Here is a 17110-nt window from a genome sequence, read left to right as displayed (position 1 = left end):
GTCCCGGGCGTCGCCCCGGGCCTCATGCCGGGCCTCATGCCAGGTCTCCGGAGCGCCGCAGATCGGCGCGCAGGGTCCTGATCAGCTTGCGCAGCCGGTCGAGCCGCCACTGCGGGTCCCTGGTCTCGTCGATCAGGCGGCGCTCGGCCCTGCGCCGGTCGGCCGTCTCCGTCATCGAGCCGAGGGAGGAGCTGTCGACGACACCGTGGCGGACCGCGCGGCTGAACTCCGCGCGCTCCAGCCGGGCGAGCAGCGCGTCCGCGTGGGTGAGGAGCGCGGGCGCGAGGAGTTCGTCACGGGCGGCGGTCCAGCCGGTGCCGCCCTCATGGCGGAAGACAAGCAGCACGCGGAAGCCGACCGACCGTAATCGGGCGAGGAGTTCGATCAGCGGACCCGGCTCGGGCTCCTCGTCGAGGCCGTCGACGAGGACGGTGACCCGGCCGCCGGACGCGAGGACGGGCGGCTGCGCCGGCCGGGGCCCGGCGCCGAGCAGCCAGTCCCAGTAGGCCAGGTACTGGCCGGCCGGGAAGGCTATGTGGCCCAGGGCGTGGTCGGCGAGATCGGGTCTGCCGGAGCCTCCCCCACTCTCGGCTTCGCTCGAGCGGGAGGTACCCCCTGCGCGGTGGACGAGAGGGGCCCGGTGCAGCAGATGGCGCAGGGAACGGTCCTTGCCGCTGCCCGGAGGCACCACGGTGATCTTCACCGGCCCCTCGTCGGGGTCCTCGAACCACCGGATCAGCCGTTCCCCGAAGTCGTGGTCCCAGGCGTCCGGGCCGGTCAACTCCTTCACCAGCGGCGAGAGTTCGGCGATACGCTCGACGGGGATCAGATACGAGAATGCGAGCCGGTTGTTCTCGGGCAGCAACTCGCCCATGTCACCGCGCCAGCTGACGACGAGGCCGACCACCCGGGCGGGGCACCCTTCGTCCGGCCGTGTGCACACGGCGGCTCCGCTGAATCCCCGGCGCACGACCTCGGCCTTGGTGACGGCGTCGAGCTGCACCCGCTCACCGCTGACCCCGCCGATACGGCCCCACAGGGACATGCCGTCGTCGAAGCCCTGCGCGTAACCGGTCGCGGACACCTCCATCCCACCCCACAGCCGGGTCTCCAGCCGGGCCGGCCGCGCCTGCGGCCGCGGACTGTCCAGCCGCAGCACGGCCACGTCCTCACCGCCCCCGGGGCCCTCGGGCAGCCAGCCACCGGGCGGGACACGCGCGGACACCGGAGCGAGTTCGCTGTTCTCGGCGAACTCCAGCCACATCACGGCGTCCGGACTGCGCACCACGTGTGCGCAGGTCAGCGCCGTGTGCTGGTCGACGAGCACGCCGGCGCCGCAGATGGGGCCGTGCGCGCCCCCGCGCCGCAGCCTGAGCCTCCAGTCCGCACGCAATTCCCCCATGTTGCCTCACACTACGCGCGGAGCATCGTGCGTCCCTAGACTTGTGAACCAACTTGGATCGGTCGATCAACGGACCGTCAACGGAATCCGACGGGGTGTTCACATGGGCGATACCGAACCGGTCGGTCTCGCGGAGGCCATCGGCACGGTCCGCGCGGAGCTGGCCAGGGCCCAGGCCGAAGGCGCGGCGAGCGACTGGCGATTCAGCGTGGAGCAGGTCAGCCTGGAGTTCGCGGTCCAGTTCCACCGGTCCGGCGAGGGCGGGGCGGGCCTGCGTCTGGGCGTGGTCGAGGCCCGCCTCGGCGGCTCGGTGAGCCACGACTCCACCCACCGCATCCAGGTCGACCTCAAACCCCTCCCCGGCCCCGGCGGCCACCACCACGAGGTGAGCCGCGAGGACCCCGCCACCCCCGAGCGCCCGGACCCATCGGCCGGCTCCCTCTCCCGCGACTAGGGCGCTTCTGATGGCTCCTGGTCGGAGATCATCCGGCCGATCGGCGCCGCGCGAGGTGACTCGTGAGGCGCCGGCCGCCTCACCGGACTCGCCCGTAACCGCTCACGAACGGCTTCAAGAGCCGTCAGAAACGGCCTAGCCCGAGCCCGCGGTCTCGCGTCCGGGGCACTGGAGGGCTCCGGCGTCACGCGTCCGGCGCCCGCGATGTGGGCGCGGGGCGCGGCGGCCGACCCGGGAGCCGGAGCCTCCTGCCGGGAGGGCGCGGGCGTCACCCCTCGATGGCGGAGTGGACGAGAACCGCCACCAGCAAGACCCCGAACACTGCCGGACGCACCGCGCGCGCTCTGTACGCGACCGACAGGACCACGCACGCGATCAGCCCTACACAGAGATCCACAGTCGTGGGGAAGTCCCCCCGGATGACGTCCCGGTGGAGTACGCGGGCGGGCCGGGCCTGGGCTCGCTCCCATGTCGGCCACGACAACCGGCGGCGTCCGGCGCCACCAGGTCCAACAGGCGTCGACGACCGCAGCCGCCCGCCCCGGATCGGATCGGGATCGGGATCGGCCAAGTCCCCCGTTCCGCAAGCACCTCGTCGCGGGGCAAGGCGGGGACCGCTGGGCAGTGGCCGCGGAAAATACCGTAACCAGTCCGGTGACGCCCCGTACGATCAGCCGAATCCGTGCACGTGAGGAACCGTGACGACGAGGCCGGGGAGCAAGCCGGGATGACCCACCGACCTGAGCAGCGTGTCAGCCACCCTCAACGGCTCGACAAGGGGCATCCGTTCCGCCAGTGGAAGACGTGGCGCATACCCGGGACCGGTCTGACCCTGACCGGGTACTCACGGGCGAACGACAAGACCTTCTTCCACGTCCCCGAGCTGCGGTGCGGCCTCGATGCCGGTCTGGCCGAGGGCCGGCAGGTGGAGACGGTGCTCCTGACCCACACCCATCTCGACCATTCCAAGGACCTCGACTATCTGGCCGCCAGGGACGCGGGGGTGGACATCTACCTGCCGGCCGACGCCGAACCCTACGCGCAGGCCTATCTGCGTGCTTCGAGCGAGCTGAACCACGGGGCGGGGTTCGATCCGTCCCTCTCCGCGGGGTGCCGCCTGCACGGTGTGCGACCGGGTGAGGAGTTCTCCGTGGGCCGCCGCGGGGAGTACGCGGTCCGCGTCGTCGAGTGCCTGCACAAGGTGCCGTGCGTGGGCTACTGCTTCGCGGAGAAGAAGACGGTCCTGAAGCCGGAGTACGAAGAGCTGAAGGCATCGATGGTCGCGGCGGGCCGGGCCCGGGAGTTCGGCCGGATCATCGCCGAGCGACGCAAGGAGGGCGCCGGCACGGTCGACCGGGAGATCCGCCGCCCCGCCTTCGCCTTCCTCGGGGACACCCACGCGAGCGTGTTCGCTCGGAACCCCTGGCTGTTCGACTACCCGGTCATCATCACCGAGTGCACCTACCTCGACGACGACCGGCTCACCCGGGCCCGGGAGGTCGGACACACCGTGTGGAGCGAACTCCGTCCGGTGGTCGAGGCACATCCGGAGAACCTGTTCGTGCTGACCCACTTCAGCCTGCGCCACTCCGACCGGGAGGTCGTCGAGTTCTTCCGGAACGAGCTGGAGAGCGGAGCGGTCGGGCATCTCGACAACGTCGTGCTGTGGGTACACCCCGAGAGCCGGCTGACCGAGCAGCACCAGAGCCACGGATGACGGTCCGTCGGCTGCGGGCGTGGCCGGCCGGCCGTTCCGGACGAGACCACGGGGCAGCACGGACGAGGTGCGCGCCGCAGCGCAGAGCGCGCCGTTCGGGTACCCGCCCCGCCCGGGGCCCCGAGCATCCCGAGTGTCCGCCCGCCCGGAGCCACGAGCCCGGCCCTCGACTCCGACCCCGGCTCTCGTCGCCGCCGCTCCACCGACGACCGGCGGAGCAGCGGACGTGACCTCCGTGCGGCACACCCGGCCCGGCCGCCGCAGCGCGCGGCAGGCGTGCGGTCAGGGTCGGCCCAGTGCGCGGTAGTCCCACCCCGCGGCGCGCCACTGCGCCGGGTCGAGGGCGTGCCGTCCGTCGACGATCCGGCGCCGGGCCACGACCGCACCCAGGGCATGCGGGTCGATCTCACGGAACTCGGCCCATTCCGTGAGCAGCACCACCACATCGGCCCCGGTGGCCGCGGTGAGCACGTCCGTACCGTAGGTCAGGTCCGGGTAGGCGCGGCGGGCGTTCTCGACGGCCGCCGGGTCGATGACGGTCACCTGGGCGCCGGCCTGGTGCAGGGTCCTGGCCACGTCCAGGGCGGGGGCATCGCGGATGTCGTCGGAGTTGGGCTTGAACGCCGCCCCCAGCGCGGTCACCTTGGCACCGGCCAGCTCCCCGCCGGCCAGTTCGCGGACGAGGTCCACCGTGCGGGCCCGGCGCCGCTGGTTGATGGCGTCGACCTCGCGCAGGAAGGAGACGGCCTGGCCGACTCCCAGTTCCTCGGCGCGATGGCTGAAGGCCCGGATGTCCTTGGGCAGGCAGCCGCCGCCGAAGCCGAGGCCCGGCTTGAGGAACCGGCCGCCGATCCGGTCGTCGTAGGCCAGCGCCTCCGCGAGACCCGTGACGTCGGCGCCGGTCGCCTCGCAGACCTCCGCCATGGCGTTGATGTACGAGATCTTCGTGGCGAGGAAGGAGTTGGCGGCCACCTTGACCAGCTCGGCGGTGGGCAGGTCGGTGACGACCACCGGGGTGCCCTGGGCGATCACCGGGGCGAAGGCGGCACGCAGCTGCTCCTCGGCCCACTGCGACGCGGTGCCGAAGACCAGCCGGTCGGGCCGCATGGTGTCGTCGACGGCGTAGCCCTCGCGCAGGAACTCCGGGTTCCAGGCGAGTTCGACGTCGGCCCCGGCCGGGGCGGTCCGCCGGACGATCTCCGTCAGCCGGGCGGCCGTGCCCACCGGGACCGTGGACTTGCCGACCACCAGGGTGCGCCTGCGCAGGTGCTGGGCGAGTTCGCTCACCGCGCCGTCGACGAAGGTCATGTCCGCCGCGTACGAGTCCCGCTGCTGGGGCGTGCCCACGCAGACGAAGTGGACGTCGCCGAACTCCCCGGCCTCGGCGAAGCTCGTGGTGAACCGCAGCCGGCCGCTGTCGAGGGCCTTCGCGAGCAGTTCGGGCAGTCCGGGCTCGAAGAACGGCACCTCGCCCGAGTTCAGCCGCTCGATCTTGCCGGGGTCGACGTCCACGCCGAGGACGTCGAAGCCCAGGACGGCCATGCAGATGGCGTGGGTGGCACCGAGGTATCCGGTGCCTATGACGGTGAGGCGCGGCGCGGTTGTGTCGGTGTCGCCCGACGAGGTCATGGTGGTCTCCAGAGGTGTGTCGGGCATGTCGGCCCGCCGCACGAGCCGGTGCCGGCCTGCGGAAGCGATGGGGCGGAGGCGGTCAGGAGGCGCAGTCGACGTTGGCGAGACCCTCGCCGGCGTCCTTCGCCTTGTTGTCGCAGGTGACTTTGTTGCCGTCGGACGTGAGGTGGAAGCCGTAGCCGGGCCCGTCCACGTTCGCGGTGTTGTCCTTGAAGATGTTGCCGGTGCCCCAGCCGTTGACCAGCTTGTGGGTCTGGAAGCCGTCCTCGGGGGAGTGGCTCCCGGTGTTGCCCTGAAGCAGCCAGCCGTTGCCCTTCACGTCGACCCAGGAGTCGTTGTTGTGGGAGCCGCTCAGCTTCGATCCGTCGAAGGTGTTGTCGATGACCTTGCCGTCGCTGGTGCCTTCCTTGATGTCGATCGACTCGGCGGTCGTGTCGCTGATGTGGTTGCCGAGCACCACGTTGCGGTCGCTGGCGTCCGTCTTGCAGTCGCTCACGGTGCACCAGTTGGACTTGGCGGTGCCGATGTAGACGCCCTCGCCGTACTTCTCGCGGCGCAGGCCGGTGTCGCGGATGGTGTTGTCCCGGACCATGTTGTCCGAGCTGAAGTTACGCAGGTGGATGGCCTCGTCACCGATCTGTTCGACGGTGAGGCCCTGGATGACGGTGCCCACCGTGCCGTCCGCCATCACGCCCTTCTGGGCGTTGCGGACGGTGAAGCCGACCAGCCGCCAGTTGCTGACGCGGTCCAGGTGGAAGGCGTAGCCGTCGTCCGTGTCGCCGCCGTCGACGACCGCTCCGGCACCACCGCACAGGAAGATCGGCTTCGCGGCGGTGCCGGAGACCTCGGCGGTGAAGTTGCCCACGTAGGTGCCGTTGCCCAGGGAGATGCTGTCTCCCGGTCGCGCCTGGGCGAGAGCCTGTTCGAGCGTGGCGGTGTCGCTCACCTTGACGGAGGCGGCCGGGCAGGTCACCGCGGCGTCGGGCACCGAACCGCTGGTGGCCTGTTCGGTCGGGGCTTCCTCGATGACCGACCGGGTCGGCAGGGCCGACGGTTCCTCCTCGTTCGGTGATGCCTCGGGCGTCCTGGGTCCCGCGGTGGTGGCCCCGGCCGTCACCTCCGGTTCCGATCCGTCGCCGTCACCCGTCACCGCCACGATGAGCGCCGTCAGGGCGAGCAGGAACGCACCCCCCGCCAGCCAGAGGGCCGGCTGCCGGGCGGGACCGCGCTCGGGGGTGGGCGGCGGGTTCGACGTGGTCGGTTCGGAAGACATGGGAGGCAACTCCGGTTAGCGGGAACGCGTCGTCATCGGGGCGGACGGGCGGCTGGGACGGACTGGGGAGTCAGGGCGCGCAGGCTGGTGGTCTCCTCGTCCTCCTTGGAGAACCAGCTGCGCTCGGGCGCCTGACGGACGGGGATCTCGACGACGGACGCGCTGTTGGTCACCGACTTCTTGTCCTCGTACGGGTGCCTGCCCAGGCGTTGTCCGCCGTGACGGTGTCCCTTGCGGGCCTGGCGTCGGCCCAGAACGGCGGAGAACAGGATGAGCAGCAGGATGAACGTCCAGAGCAGCGTCATCGGGCTGGCGTAGTGCCGGAACTTGACCCAGAAAGAGCTGGTGTCGTGCCAGGCGAACGTCTGGTTCTCCCTGACCGCGATGCCACCGTGGGCCCGGGTGGTGTCCACGGCGCTCGGGCCGACCCCGGAGATGACGTTGTACGTGATGATCGACTCGGCGACGCCGCCGACGAGGGTGATCCCGTGGTTGGTGCCGTCCTGGATCGTGTTGCCGCGTATCTCGCCGACCGAGTCCCGTATGTAGATGCCGGTTTCGGTGCTTTCGACGATGTTGCCCGTGATGGTCGCGGCGGTCACTCCGTCACGCACCGAGATGCCCTGCCGTGACTGGCCGACGAGCCGGTTCCCGGTGATGGCGACCTTGGTGGCGTCCTTGCGGGCCACGATGCCCATGTCGCCGCCCTCGACGCGGTTGTTCTGCACACCGACGTCCTTGCCGCCGAAGATCTCGATGCCGTAGTGGCCGTTGTCCCTGGCGGTGCTGTCGGACACGGAGTTGGAGCCGTAGCTGCTGATGGACTCGCCGGATGCCGAGGGGCCGCTGGCGAGCGGCCGGCCGCTGAGCGTGAACCCGTTGCCGCCGTTGCCCTCGGCGGTGGAACCGCTGACCCGGACCTGCTCGGTGGCACGGGCGAGCACGAACCCGTCGCCGCCGTTGTCCTTGGAGACGGTCCGCTCGACCACGGCGTTGGTGACGAACCGGTGCAGGACCACACCGTGTTCCAGGCTCCGGCGCACGGTGCTGTCGCTGATGCTGACGCCGTTGGCGCCGGACAGGAACAGCCCGAAGGCGTTGCCCGTGAGGGTGGAGTGTCCGATCTCCGCGGAGACGTAGGAGAGGCTGGGCACCGAGAACCGGGTGTCCGGCGTGGCCAGCGAGCCGGAGGGCTGGGCCACGACGCCGCCGCTGCCGCCCTTCGAGCCCGGCGCCACCGTCGAGTCGTCGATGTTGCCGGTGTCGGGGCGGTCGGTTCCGGTCAGGCTCAGGCCGCCGGTGCGCCCGCTCCAGAACCCGAGATCGCCGACCTTGGCGTACTTCATGGAGAACTGGCCGCCGATGGCGCGGATGTAGGCCCGGCCGTCCCGTACGTCCTTGTCCGGCTTCTTCTTGTTGTCGTTCCAGCTGGTGATCCGCAGGGGCGCCTGCGGGGTGCCCTCCAGGGTGAGCCGGCCGCCGAAGGAGACGATGCTGACGAAGCCCTTGTTGCTGCTGGCCATCCGCAGCGTCAGTCCGCCGGGGTTGGACAGCTTCAGCTTGGCACCCGCGTTGAGATAGATGTTCTCGGTCAGCAGATACGCGCCGTCCGGCTGGCGGACGAACGTCTGCGGAGCCAGTTCGAGCAGGTCCGAGACGGTGTAGGCGTTGCTGCGCTGGGTGAGGACCAGGGTGTAGCCGTCCCCGGTGTCCAGCCGGTACGGCGCCTTCCACTCGCCGCCCTTCAGGGGGGCGACGGCGGCGACCGCGCGGACCTGGTCCAGTCGATGGTCCTCGGCTGCCACGAGCGCGGTCTCGTTCTCCGCGTCGGCGGCACTGACCTGCGGCTTGCCGTCTCCGTCGGCGGCCGGTGAGATGGCCGCGGAAGCGAGGAGCAGACCGGCGGCGAGCGGCAGCACGACCGCGCCCCGCAGTGTCCGCCGGACGGACGAGAGTTGTTGACGCGTCATGACTGCTGCACCTCCGGCCACGAGGACGCGGTGACCCGCGTCGCACCTCCCAGGGAGGAGGAGTCCTGTCCCTCTCCGCCGATGCGGTCGCTGGTGCGGGTCAGCCAGCCCTGCCTGTTCATGGTGAGGAAGGCGAACAGCTTGATCGGCAGCGAGATCATGATGACGACGAGAGCGAGCAGCGGCAGCAGCAGCAGCTCCTGCGGATGCTTGCGCAGGTGGGAGTAGCCACGGATGCCACGCCCCACGAGCAGCCAGATCAGTACGAGGACCACGCCCCGGCCGGTCAGCTCCAGGCGGCTGAACAACAGGTACCCGAGCGCCATGCCCATCGTCACCGGCGTCAGCAGGATCTGCAGCACAGTGATCTTGGTGACCAGGGGGACCCGCCACAGCCAGCCCTTGTACAGGGCGGTCAGGTAGCAGCGGTAGGAGTTCCTGCTCCAGCGCACCCGCTGCTTGACGAAGGCGCGGAACGAGGACGGGAACATCGATATCGCCCGTGCGGAGGACTGGTGCACGGTCTTGTAGCCGGAGGCCAGCACCAGCCAGGTCAGCCGCCCGTCGTCACCGGCGACGCAGCGCCGGCCCAGGAAGAACTCGTTCTCCAGGTTCTCCAGCACGGGCTCGATCGCGGCCCGCCGGTACGCCGCCGTCCGGCCGGACAGACAGGCCACGGCGCCGGCGCGGCCCATGGCCGGGACGTAGTCGTAGTAGCGGAGGTTGACCAGCCAGTCGGCGATGCGCCGCCAGACGCTGGTCCGGCGCTGGTAGACGTTCTGCTGGGTGCCGACACCGCCGACCGCGGGATCGACGAAGGGCATCTGGACGGCGGCCAGCAGTCCCGGCTCCCAACGGGTGTCCGAGTCCACGAGCACCACCAGCTCGCTCGTCGCGGCCCGGATCCCCACCCCCAGGGCCGACCGCTTCCCACGGTGCTCGAACGCCAGCACCCGGACCCGGGAATCCGTCACCTGCGCCAGCCTGCGCAGGACTTCCGTGTCCTCCACGTCCGGGACGATGATGACCTCGGTGGGATCCTGCGCCAGCCAGGTGTCCAGGCAGTCCAGCAGGATGCTCGCGTCCTCCCGGTATGCCGGGACCACCACGGACACCGTGGTCCGGTAGTTGTTCACCACTGGCTTGGCGAACCGGGAGAGCACTGCCCGATAGAGCCACAGGCCCCAGACGAAGGCGCCGGCGATGCCCAGCGGCATCAACTCGCGCCACGATGTCTCGGCGGTCACCATGACCATCCATGACCAGACATCGTCGAAGAAATCCGACACGAACCCAGAACCCCCAGCCGGAGCCTTGCCCAAACACGTGGCCGAAATGTGCGACGTGCGCGGTCTACGCGGGGAAATCTAGGGCCGAATCGACCTCTCTCGACACACGAGAAACACAGAATTCACCTGTCGAAGTCACGAATACTCCACAGAGCGAATCCGCATCAGCGAACAGCACACTCCACCCGAGCACCCGCCCCCAGACGGCTCGCGCGGCTGACGCATCCCCAAACCTCATCAGCAGCAAAGCACTTGTGGGCAACCCGAGCAGGAACCGACCTCCCCACCGACACTTTGCATCCAGCCCCGCGCAACCTTCGCACAAACAAAGCGAATGTGACGCACATCACGTCAAACCTGAGTCGCTCCGGCGAACTCCTGCCACACCCGCCTCACCAGATTGTCACCTCATCCCCAACCGCCACGCGCACCCCATCGGTGACACTCCCGAGCAGCACCACCCACGAGCACCCGCCGAGAGGCCGAACGGTCCACTCGTCGGGCCCTGTTGCCCGCCCCTCTCGCCCAGGCGGGGCGGCAGACGCCGTCGGCGCCCATCGATCGAGCCCACGAGACGGGATGCGACGGCCTTCGGGATTCGAACCGGAACCCCCGCGCGCCGAGCCGAAAGAATTCCCGGGCAGACTTCCTCGCCCCTGCTTGATCCATGACATTTCTGCAGGTCGAACGACAGCCGACGCCTCACCCCCACTTGCCCCCACTTGCCCTTCTCAGCCCTTCTCGTTCTCTCTCGGTCCTTTCACGCTTTTCCCCTTCCTTGTCGGCCTTTCTCTGTCTATCTCGGTTTTCCCTTCACCCGGCGTTCCTCTCGGTTCCCCTGACAGCCCGTGCGGAGCAGCTGCGACAGCAGGCGACAACCGCTGCGGGGCCACCGACAGCGGCCCTTACGGCTGCCGCATGCCGATTCCCTCAGCCGGACAGGCACCGGCGCCGCCTGGCGTCCGCCCCTCGGGAGCGTACGGAGGCCGGGCCCCGACGGTGTGGGTGTTGTCGTCGGGGCCCGGCGATCAAGCGGGTCTGTCCGTCGCCGATGACGACTTGTCCGACGGGCGGTCAACGAAGATCACCACATGCCATGCGCCGCTTTCCCGCATGACGGTCACCGTTTCGCGAAGGTCCTCCCCTGCCTCGGCCTCCGCCGCCAGGCTGGCCGAGCCCACGTCCGGGCCGAATTCGTAGTCGACCTCCAGATCGACGATCCTCAGATCCCGGCCGCCCTTCTCCGCGAGGATCTGCCGGGCTTCCTTCTTCGCCCGCCGGTCCTCCGGGACGCCACCGATACGCATCAGTGCGGTGGCGTCACGGGAGTTGAGGGCGTCCACGTAGGATTTCACCGCCTGCCGGGCCCCCTTGTCGTCCGCCGTGCCCTGTTCGTCCCCTGTGCACCCGGCCGCCGTGATCGTCATGGCAACCACGGCGCCGAGCAGCCATCTGCGCTGCACTTCCCCTCCCTGGGTGGTGTGGCATCGACGTCATCCTCCCCGGTACAGCCCGGTGACGACCATCATGTGATCGATGGTCGGTCGCGGTGAGGGTCCGCCCGGCGACATCCGAGGTCCCCATGTGCCACACCCCGCTGAGGATCCTCGTGTGCTTCGAGTGCGCCTTCGCGAACCAGTACCGGTTCCGGCGCCCGCCCAGGTGCGGCCCGCCCACGCCGCCGCCGGACCGCGGAACCGGTACTTGCAGTTCTCGCGGTGGATCGAGGACGCCGAAACCGAGCCCGGCCCGGTCGAGGGCCTGTCCAAGCTCGTACGCCGCACACTCGGACTCACCGAACGGCTCGCCGCCGCCGAGGCCGAGGGCATCCGGGTGACCGTCCTGACGTCGGACCCCGAGGACCCCCACATGCGGTGCGGCCCCCGCGTCCGCGTGATCAGAGTCCGACTCGTCCCCACCCATGCCTCCGGAGCAGCCGCTCAGCGACACGACCGACGACGCTTGTCCCGGAGTCACGAGTCACCGGGGCGTCCTGCGAAGACACGGGTCGGACGATGCCGTCCGGCACGCCGTACGGTCGGTCCAGCACGGGTGGCGACAGTGGCGACAGCATCTCGGCATGCATGACGCGTGGGGTTCGCGAGGGGCTCTCAAGCACCCGGGCCGTCAGCGCCCGCTTGTTTGCCCGCCTGCCTCGGCAGGTCCTGCTCGGCCCAGATGATCTTTCCGGCCCGGGTGTAGCGCGTACCCCAACGGCGGGTCAGCTGGGCGACCAGGAACAACCCCCGGCCGCCCTCGTCGGTGGTCCGCGCATGGCCCATCCGGGGCGAGGTGTTGCTGGCGTCGGACACCTCGCAGATCAACTTGTCATGCCGGATCATGCGCAGCCTGACGGGCGCGGTGCCGTGCCGGATGGCGTTGGTGACCAGCTCGCTGACCACCAGTTCCGTGGTCATCACCAGGTCCTCCAGCCCCCACCCCAGGAGCTGGCGGACGGCCAGCTCCCTGGCGCTCGCGACGATCGCCGGGTCCGTCGGCAGGTCCCACGACGCGACCCGGTCGGCGCCCAGCGCATGCGGCCGGGCCAGGAGCAGAGCGACGTCATCGGTCTGCGGGCCGGTCAGCAGTTTGTTCACGACCGCCGAGCACAGGTCCTCCGGCGGCAGGCCGGACTGCGCGAGCACATCGCTGAGGCGGGACAGCCCGACGTCGATGTCCTGGTCGCTGCTCTCGATGAGGCCGTCGGTGTAGAGGGCGATCAGGCTCCCGTCGGGAAGGGACATCTCGGCGGACTCGAAGGGCAGCGAGCCGAGGCCCAGCGGAGGGCCCGCCGGAAGCTTCGGGAAGACGACCTTGCCGGCGGGGGTGACCACGGCGGGCGGCGGATGTCCGGCCCGGGCCATGGTGCACAGCTGGGTGACCGGGTCGTAGACGGCGTAGAGGCAGGTGGCGCCCAGTACCGCGGTGGCGATGGGCTCGTCGTCACCGCCCTTCTCCTCCGTCAGGCGGATCACCAGGTCGTCCAGGTGGGCCAGCAGCTCATCGGGCGGCAGGTCCATGTCGGCGAGCGTCTGTACGGCGGTACGCAGCCTGCCCATGGTCGCCGCGGCGTTGAGGCCGTGCCCGACCACGTCACCGACGACCAGGGCGACCCGGGCGCCGGACAGCTGGATCACGTCGAACCAGTCGCCGCTCACCCCTTCCCGGGCATCGGCCGGCAGATAGCGCGAGGCCACCTCCATGGCGGTCCCGCCGTTCAGCCCCTGCGGGAGCAGACTGCGCTGCAGGGCCAGCGCCGCGGCGTGCTCACGCGTGTAGCGGCGGGCGTTCTCCACCCACACCGCGGCCCGGCTGACCAGTTCCTCGGCGAGCAGCAGATCGTCCTCCTCGAACGGCTCCGGATGGGCCGTACGGATGAAGGTGGCCACGCCCAGCACGGTGCCGCGCGCGGACAGCGGCACCCACATCGCGGAGGGCATCCCGAACTCCCTGATGCTCGCGGCCCGGGCCGGGTCCTCGGCGATCCAAGGAGTGGTGTCGGGGTCCAGACTCGGATCCAGCATCGAGGTGCCGTTGACCATGCACTGGATGTACGGCGACGACAGGGGGGCGGCGATCGGGTCGCCGGTGGCGATCACCGATTCCGGACAGCCCTCGTGGATCGACTGCTGCCCGGCACGCCGCGCCGGATACGTGCCGTCGGACGGCCGCGAACCGGGTTCCTCACCGTGCAGCACCGCTTCCAGCAGATCGACGGTCACGAAGTCGGCGAGCCTCGGTACCGAGAAGTCGGCCAGCTCCTGGGCGGTCCGCATCACGTTCAGCGTGCCCCCGATACAGGCGCTGGCCTCGCTGAGCAGGGCCAGGCGCTCCCGGGCCCGCCATCTGTCGGTGACGTCCATGCCCATGTAACACACGCCCAGTGGGCTGCCGTCCGGGTCGTCGAGCCGAAAGAAGGAGGTGGAGTAGGCGTGTTCCCGGTGCGGATCCGCCCAGGTCCAGCCCCGGTACTCGTAGTCGATGACCGGCACGCCGGTCTCCAGCACCCGCCGCATCTGCGCTTCGAGGGCCTCGGTGTTCAGGCCCGGCAACGATTCCGACATCCGGCGCCCGAGCCGCTCCTCGCGCGGCACACCGCCGTAGCGCTCCAGGGTGTCGTTCATCCACACGTACCGCAGGTCCGGGCTGAGCACGGCCATGCCGAGCGGTGAGCGGGTGAGAAAACCCTCCAGCACCTCCCCGCTGACCGCCCAGGTCGGAGCCTTCGCCACGTCGATCGCCGAGACGAGCCAGGCCCTGCGGTCGTCGGTGTCGGACATCGCGGTCACCCGCAGCCCGACCTCGAGACGGTGGCCGTCACGGTGCCGGGCGCCCACCAGGCCGCCCCAGCTCTCCCGGGTCCCGCACTCCTCGGCGACCTCGGCCGCCCGTGACGCGTCCTCGGGCCGCGCCAGCAGAGTGGCGGCGGAGCGGTCGAGGACCTCGGCCGCGCCGTATCCCAGAAGCCGCTCGGCGGCCCCCGTCCAGCCGATGACCGTGCCGTTCGCGTCGATCACCACGGCAGCCACGTTCGCCATCTCGAACGGTCCATGCGTTCCGTCCGTTGTTACCTCCTTGGGGAACATCATGACGGCCGTCCCATCTGACGGATGGCATATGGGTCATTCTATGAGGTATCGCCCAACACTGCTCTCCCCTCGGACCGCCCCTGGGCCTCTCTCCACTCCTGGGCCTCTCTCCGCCCCTGGGCCTCTCTCCGCTCCTGGCCCTCGCTCTACTCCTGGCCCTCGCCGGTGGTGAGCCGGGCGATCATCAGCGCCACCAGGATGATCGCGCCGTAGATGGCCTGGATCCAGAAGGACGACACCTGCGCCAGGGTGAGCAGGTTCTCCAGCATGCCCAGCAGCAGGACCCCGAGCAGCGCCCCGGCCAGGGATCCTTTGCCGCCGTTCAGGCTGATGCCGCCGATGACAGCGGCCGCGAACACGGTGAAGATCAGGCCCTGTCCCTGATTGGCGTTGATCGCCCCGACCCGTCCGGCGATCACCAGACCGGCCACCGCGGCCAGCGTCCCGCCGATGACCAGTACCCCCCAGGCCACCCGGTCGACCCGGATGCCCGCCGCCCGCGCCGCGGGGGCGTTGCCGCCCACCGCGTACACCGCGCGTCCCAGCCGGTGCCAGCGCAGCACCCACCCGGCGGCCGCGAAACAGGCGCCGGTCACCCACACGGAGACGGGGACGCCGAGCCAGGTGTCGGACCCGAGGGCCAGGAACGCGGCGGGGGCATCGAACAAGGTCTTGCCGGACACCATGCCGACCAGGACTCCGCGCAGCACGATGTTCATCGCCAGGGTCACGATGAATCCGTTGAGCTGGAGCTTGACGATCAGCAGACCGTTCACGGCGCCGATCAGCGCCCCGGTGAGCGGAATGATCAGCAGGCCGAACCAGACGGGCAACTCGCTGCCGAACCCCGCCGAGGCGGCCGGGATCACGGCCATGAAACCGAGGGCCGGGGCGAGCCCCGCGATCGACTCCAGCGAGAGATCCATCTTGCCGCTGATCAGGATCATCGCCTCGGCGAGCACCAGCAGCCCGAGCGCCGAGGACGCGCTGAGCACGTTCAGCAGGTTGTCCCGCTCAAGGAAGCTGTCGTTGCTGACCGCACCGATGAGCAGCAGCAGGAGCACCGCGGGCAGCAGCGCCAGGTCCCGGATCCGCCCCAGGGCGATCGCGCGGACGGGACGGCGGACCGCTCCGTCCGACCCGCCACCGGACATCGGGCCTCCGTTCGTCGGGCCGCCGTTCGTCGGGCCGCCGCTCGTCGGGCCGTTCGACGCGGTGTCACTCATGGCCGGTGCCGACCCCTTCGATCGAGGCCACCAGTTCTTCGTCGGTCCAGCCGACGGTGTACTCGGCGGCGAGAGAACCGTTGAACATCACCAGGACGCGGTCGCAGCTCCGCAGATCCGCCAGCTCGTCCGAGACGACGAGCGCCGCGCGTCCCGCGGCCCTGGCCCGGTCGACGACCGACAGCAGGGCCCGCTTGGACTGCACGTCGACACCCGCCGTCGGGTCGATGAGCACCAGTACCCCCGGGTCGGTGGCCAGCGCCCGGCCCATGACGACCTTCTGCTGGTTACCGCCCGACAGGTCCTTGACCGGCTGGTGCGGGCCGTCCGTCGTGATGTCGAGACCGGTGATCGTCCGCCGGGCGAAGGCGTCCCGGGCCGGGCGCGAGATCACGCCGAACCGCCCCAGCCGGTCCATGATGCTCAGGGAGGCGTTCTCGGCCACCGACAGTTCCGGTACCAGCCCTTCATGGTGCCGGTCGCGCGGCACACAGCCCACGCCCGCCGCGAGCGCCGAGGGGACGCTGCCCGGCCGCGTCGGCCGGCCGAGAACCTCGATCCGCCCGCTGTCGGGCCGGTACAGCCCGGCCAGCGCCTCGGCGACCTGATGGCTCCCTGAACCCGCGAGCCCGGTGAGCCCCACCGTCTCGCCGGACCGGACGACGAAGCTGACGTCGGTGAAGTGCGGGCCGCTCAGCCGATGCACCCGTACCGCCACGGGCGCGTCCGACGACCGCGGCCGGATCGCGCCGGAGCCGGGGACCGCACCCGTCCCTCGCCCGCCGGTCATCGCCTCGACGAGTTCGGTCCGGCCCAGCTCGCCCACGGGCGCCGTGGTGATCCAGCGGGCGTCCCGCAGGACGGTGACGACCTGGCAGACGGCGTAGACCTCCTCCAGATGGTGGGAGATGTAGAGAAAGGTGATCCCGGCCCGCTGCAACCGCCGGACATGCGTGAACAGGCGGTCGATGGCCCGGCTGTCCAGCTGGGCCGTCGGCTCGTCCAGAATGATGAACCGGGTTCCGCGCGAGATCGACCTCGCGATCTCCACCATCTTGGCGTCCTCGACGGTGAGCCCGCCGGCCGGCACGTTCTCGTCGACCTCCACACCCCATTCGTCCAGCAGCGCACGGGCCGCCGCCCGCATCCGTCGCCAGCTGATCACCTGGCCGCGCCCCGTGGGCTGCCGGTTGACGTACAGGTTCTCGGCGACCGTGAGATCAGGGATGATCGTCGACTGCTGGTAGACGCAGGCGACCCGCCGCTGCCACGCCTCACGGTCCGCCGGGCCGGGCGCGGGTTCGCCGTCGAACAGAACGACGCCACGGTCCGGCCGCTGCAGCCCGGTCAGGATGGCCACCAGGGTCGACTTGCCTGCCCCGTTACGGCCGACCAGGGCGTGCGACTCACCGGCCCGTACGGCGATCCCTACGTCGTCCAGGGCCACGGTGGGCCCGTAGCGCTTGTGGATGCCGCGGGCCTCGGCCACCGCGGGGCGTCCGGCGGCATCGGCGCGGGGGTCGGTCGGTGGCGTCCGGTTCATCGCGGTCTCGCTTCC

Annotated in this window: 11 protein-coding genes; 2 read left to right on the top strand and 9 right to left on the bottom strand. The window is 70.4% G+C overall.

Going from position 1 to position 17110, the window contains the following annotated elements; genetic code table 11:
- Positions 1-34: 34 nt before the first annotated feature.
- Complete coding sequence (locus tag OG858_RS26355; protein WP_107482241.1) at positions 35-1402, bottom strand: S1 family peptidase; 1368 nt, start codon at positions 1400-1402, stop codon at positions 35-37.
- A 103-nt stretch (positions 1403-1505) separates the two neighbouring features.
- On the opposite strand from OG858_RS26355, the gene OG858_RS26350 reads away from it, so the two are divergent.
- Together OG858_RS26350 and OG858_RS26345 are read left to right on the top strand one after the other, a co-directional pair.
- Positions 1506-1856 (top strand): trypco2 family protein, encoded by a 351-nt coding sequence (locus OG858_RS26350; RefSeq protein WP_086746226.1) that lies wholly within the window; start codon positions 1506-1508, stop codon positions 1854-1856.
- Positions 1857-2583: 727 nt separating this feature from the next.
- Complete coding sequence (locus OG858_RS26345) at positions 2584-3573, top strand: MBL fold metallo-hydrolase (RefSeq protein ID WP_179201023.1); 990 nt, start codon at positions 2584-2586, stop codon at positions 3571-3573.
- Positions 3574-3855: 282 nt separating this feature from the next.
- Here the strand turns inward: OG858_RS26345 and OG858_RS26340 are convergent, their stop codons facing one another.
- From OG858_RS26340 to OG858_RS26305, 8 genes are all read right to left on the bottom strand, one after another.
- Positions 3856-5202 carry a UDP-glucose dehydrogenase family protein gene (locus OG858_RS26340; protein WP_086747688.1) on the bottom strand — a complete coding sequence of 449 codons (1347 nt, stop codon included), beginning with the start codon at positions 5200-5202 and terminating at the stop codon, positions 3856-3858.
- 82 nt (positions 5203-5284) lie between these two features.
- Complete coding sequence (locus tag OG858_RS26335) at positions 5285-6478, bottom strand: right-handed parallel beta-helix repeat-containing protein (protein WP_319065520.1); 1194 nt, start codon at positions 6476-6478, stop codon at positions 5285-5287.
- A 32-nt stretch (positions 6479-6510) separates the two neighbouring features.
- The gene (locus OG858_RS26330; RefSeq protein WP_328544357.1) at positions 6511-8448 is read right to left on the bottom strand and encodes a right-handed parallel beta-helix repeat-containing protein; all 1938 of its coding nucleotides are present in this window, start codon (positions 8446-8448) and stop codon (positions 6511-6513) included.
- Positions 8445-9737 carry a glycosyltransferase gene (locus OG858_RS26325; protein WP_107482244.1) on the bottom strand — a complete coding sequence of 431 codons (1293 nt, stop codon included), beginning with the start codon at positions 9735-9737 and terminating at the stop codon, positions 8445-8447. Before OG858_RS26325 ends, OG858_RS26330 begins: the two co-directional genes overlap by 4 nt.
- 1028 nt (positions 9738-10765) lie before the next feature.
- Positions 10766-11200 (bottom strand): hypothetical protein, encoded by a 435-nt coding sequence (locus OG858_RS26320; protein ID WP_086746327.1) that lies wholly within the window; start codon positions 11198-11200, stop codon positions 10766-10768.
- Between the two features lie 648 nt (positions 11201-11848).
- Positions 11849-14326, bottom strand: coding sequence for a SpoIIE family protein phosphatase (locus tag OG858_RS26315; protein WP_179200756.1), 2478 nt, complete (start codon positions 14324-14326; stop codon positions 11849-11851).
- Positions 14327-14472: 146 nt separating this feature from the next.
- A complete protein-coding gene (locus tag OG858_RS26310; protein ID WP_086746330.1) occupies positions 14473-15480 on the bottom strand; it encodes an ABC transporter permease in 1008 nt (335 codons plus the stop codon).
- A gap of 64 nt (positions 15481-15544) precedes the next feature.
- Complete coding sequence (locus tag OG858_RS26305; protein WP_086746326.1) at positions 15545-17095, bottom strand: sugar ABC transporter ATP-binding protein; 1551 nt, start codon at positions 17093-17095, stop codon at positions 15545-15547.
- Between the last annotated feature and the right edge of the window lie 15 nt (positions 17096-17110).

This window comes from Streptomyces europaeiscabiei, from assembly GCF_036346855.1.
Lineage (GTDB): Bacteria > Actinomycetota > Actinomycetes > Streptomycetales > Streptomycetaceae > Streptomyces > Streptomyces europaeiscabiei.
This window is presented reverse-complemented; position numbering and strand designations above follow the sequence as displayed.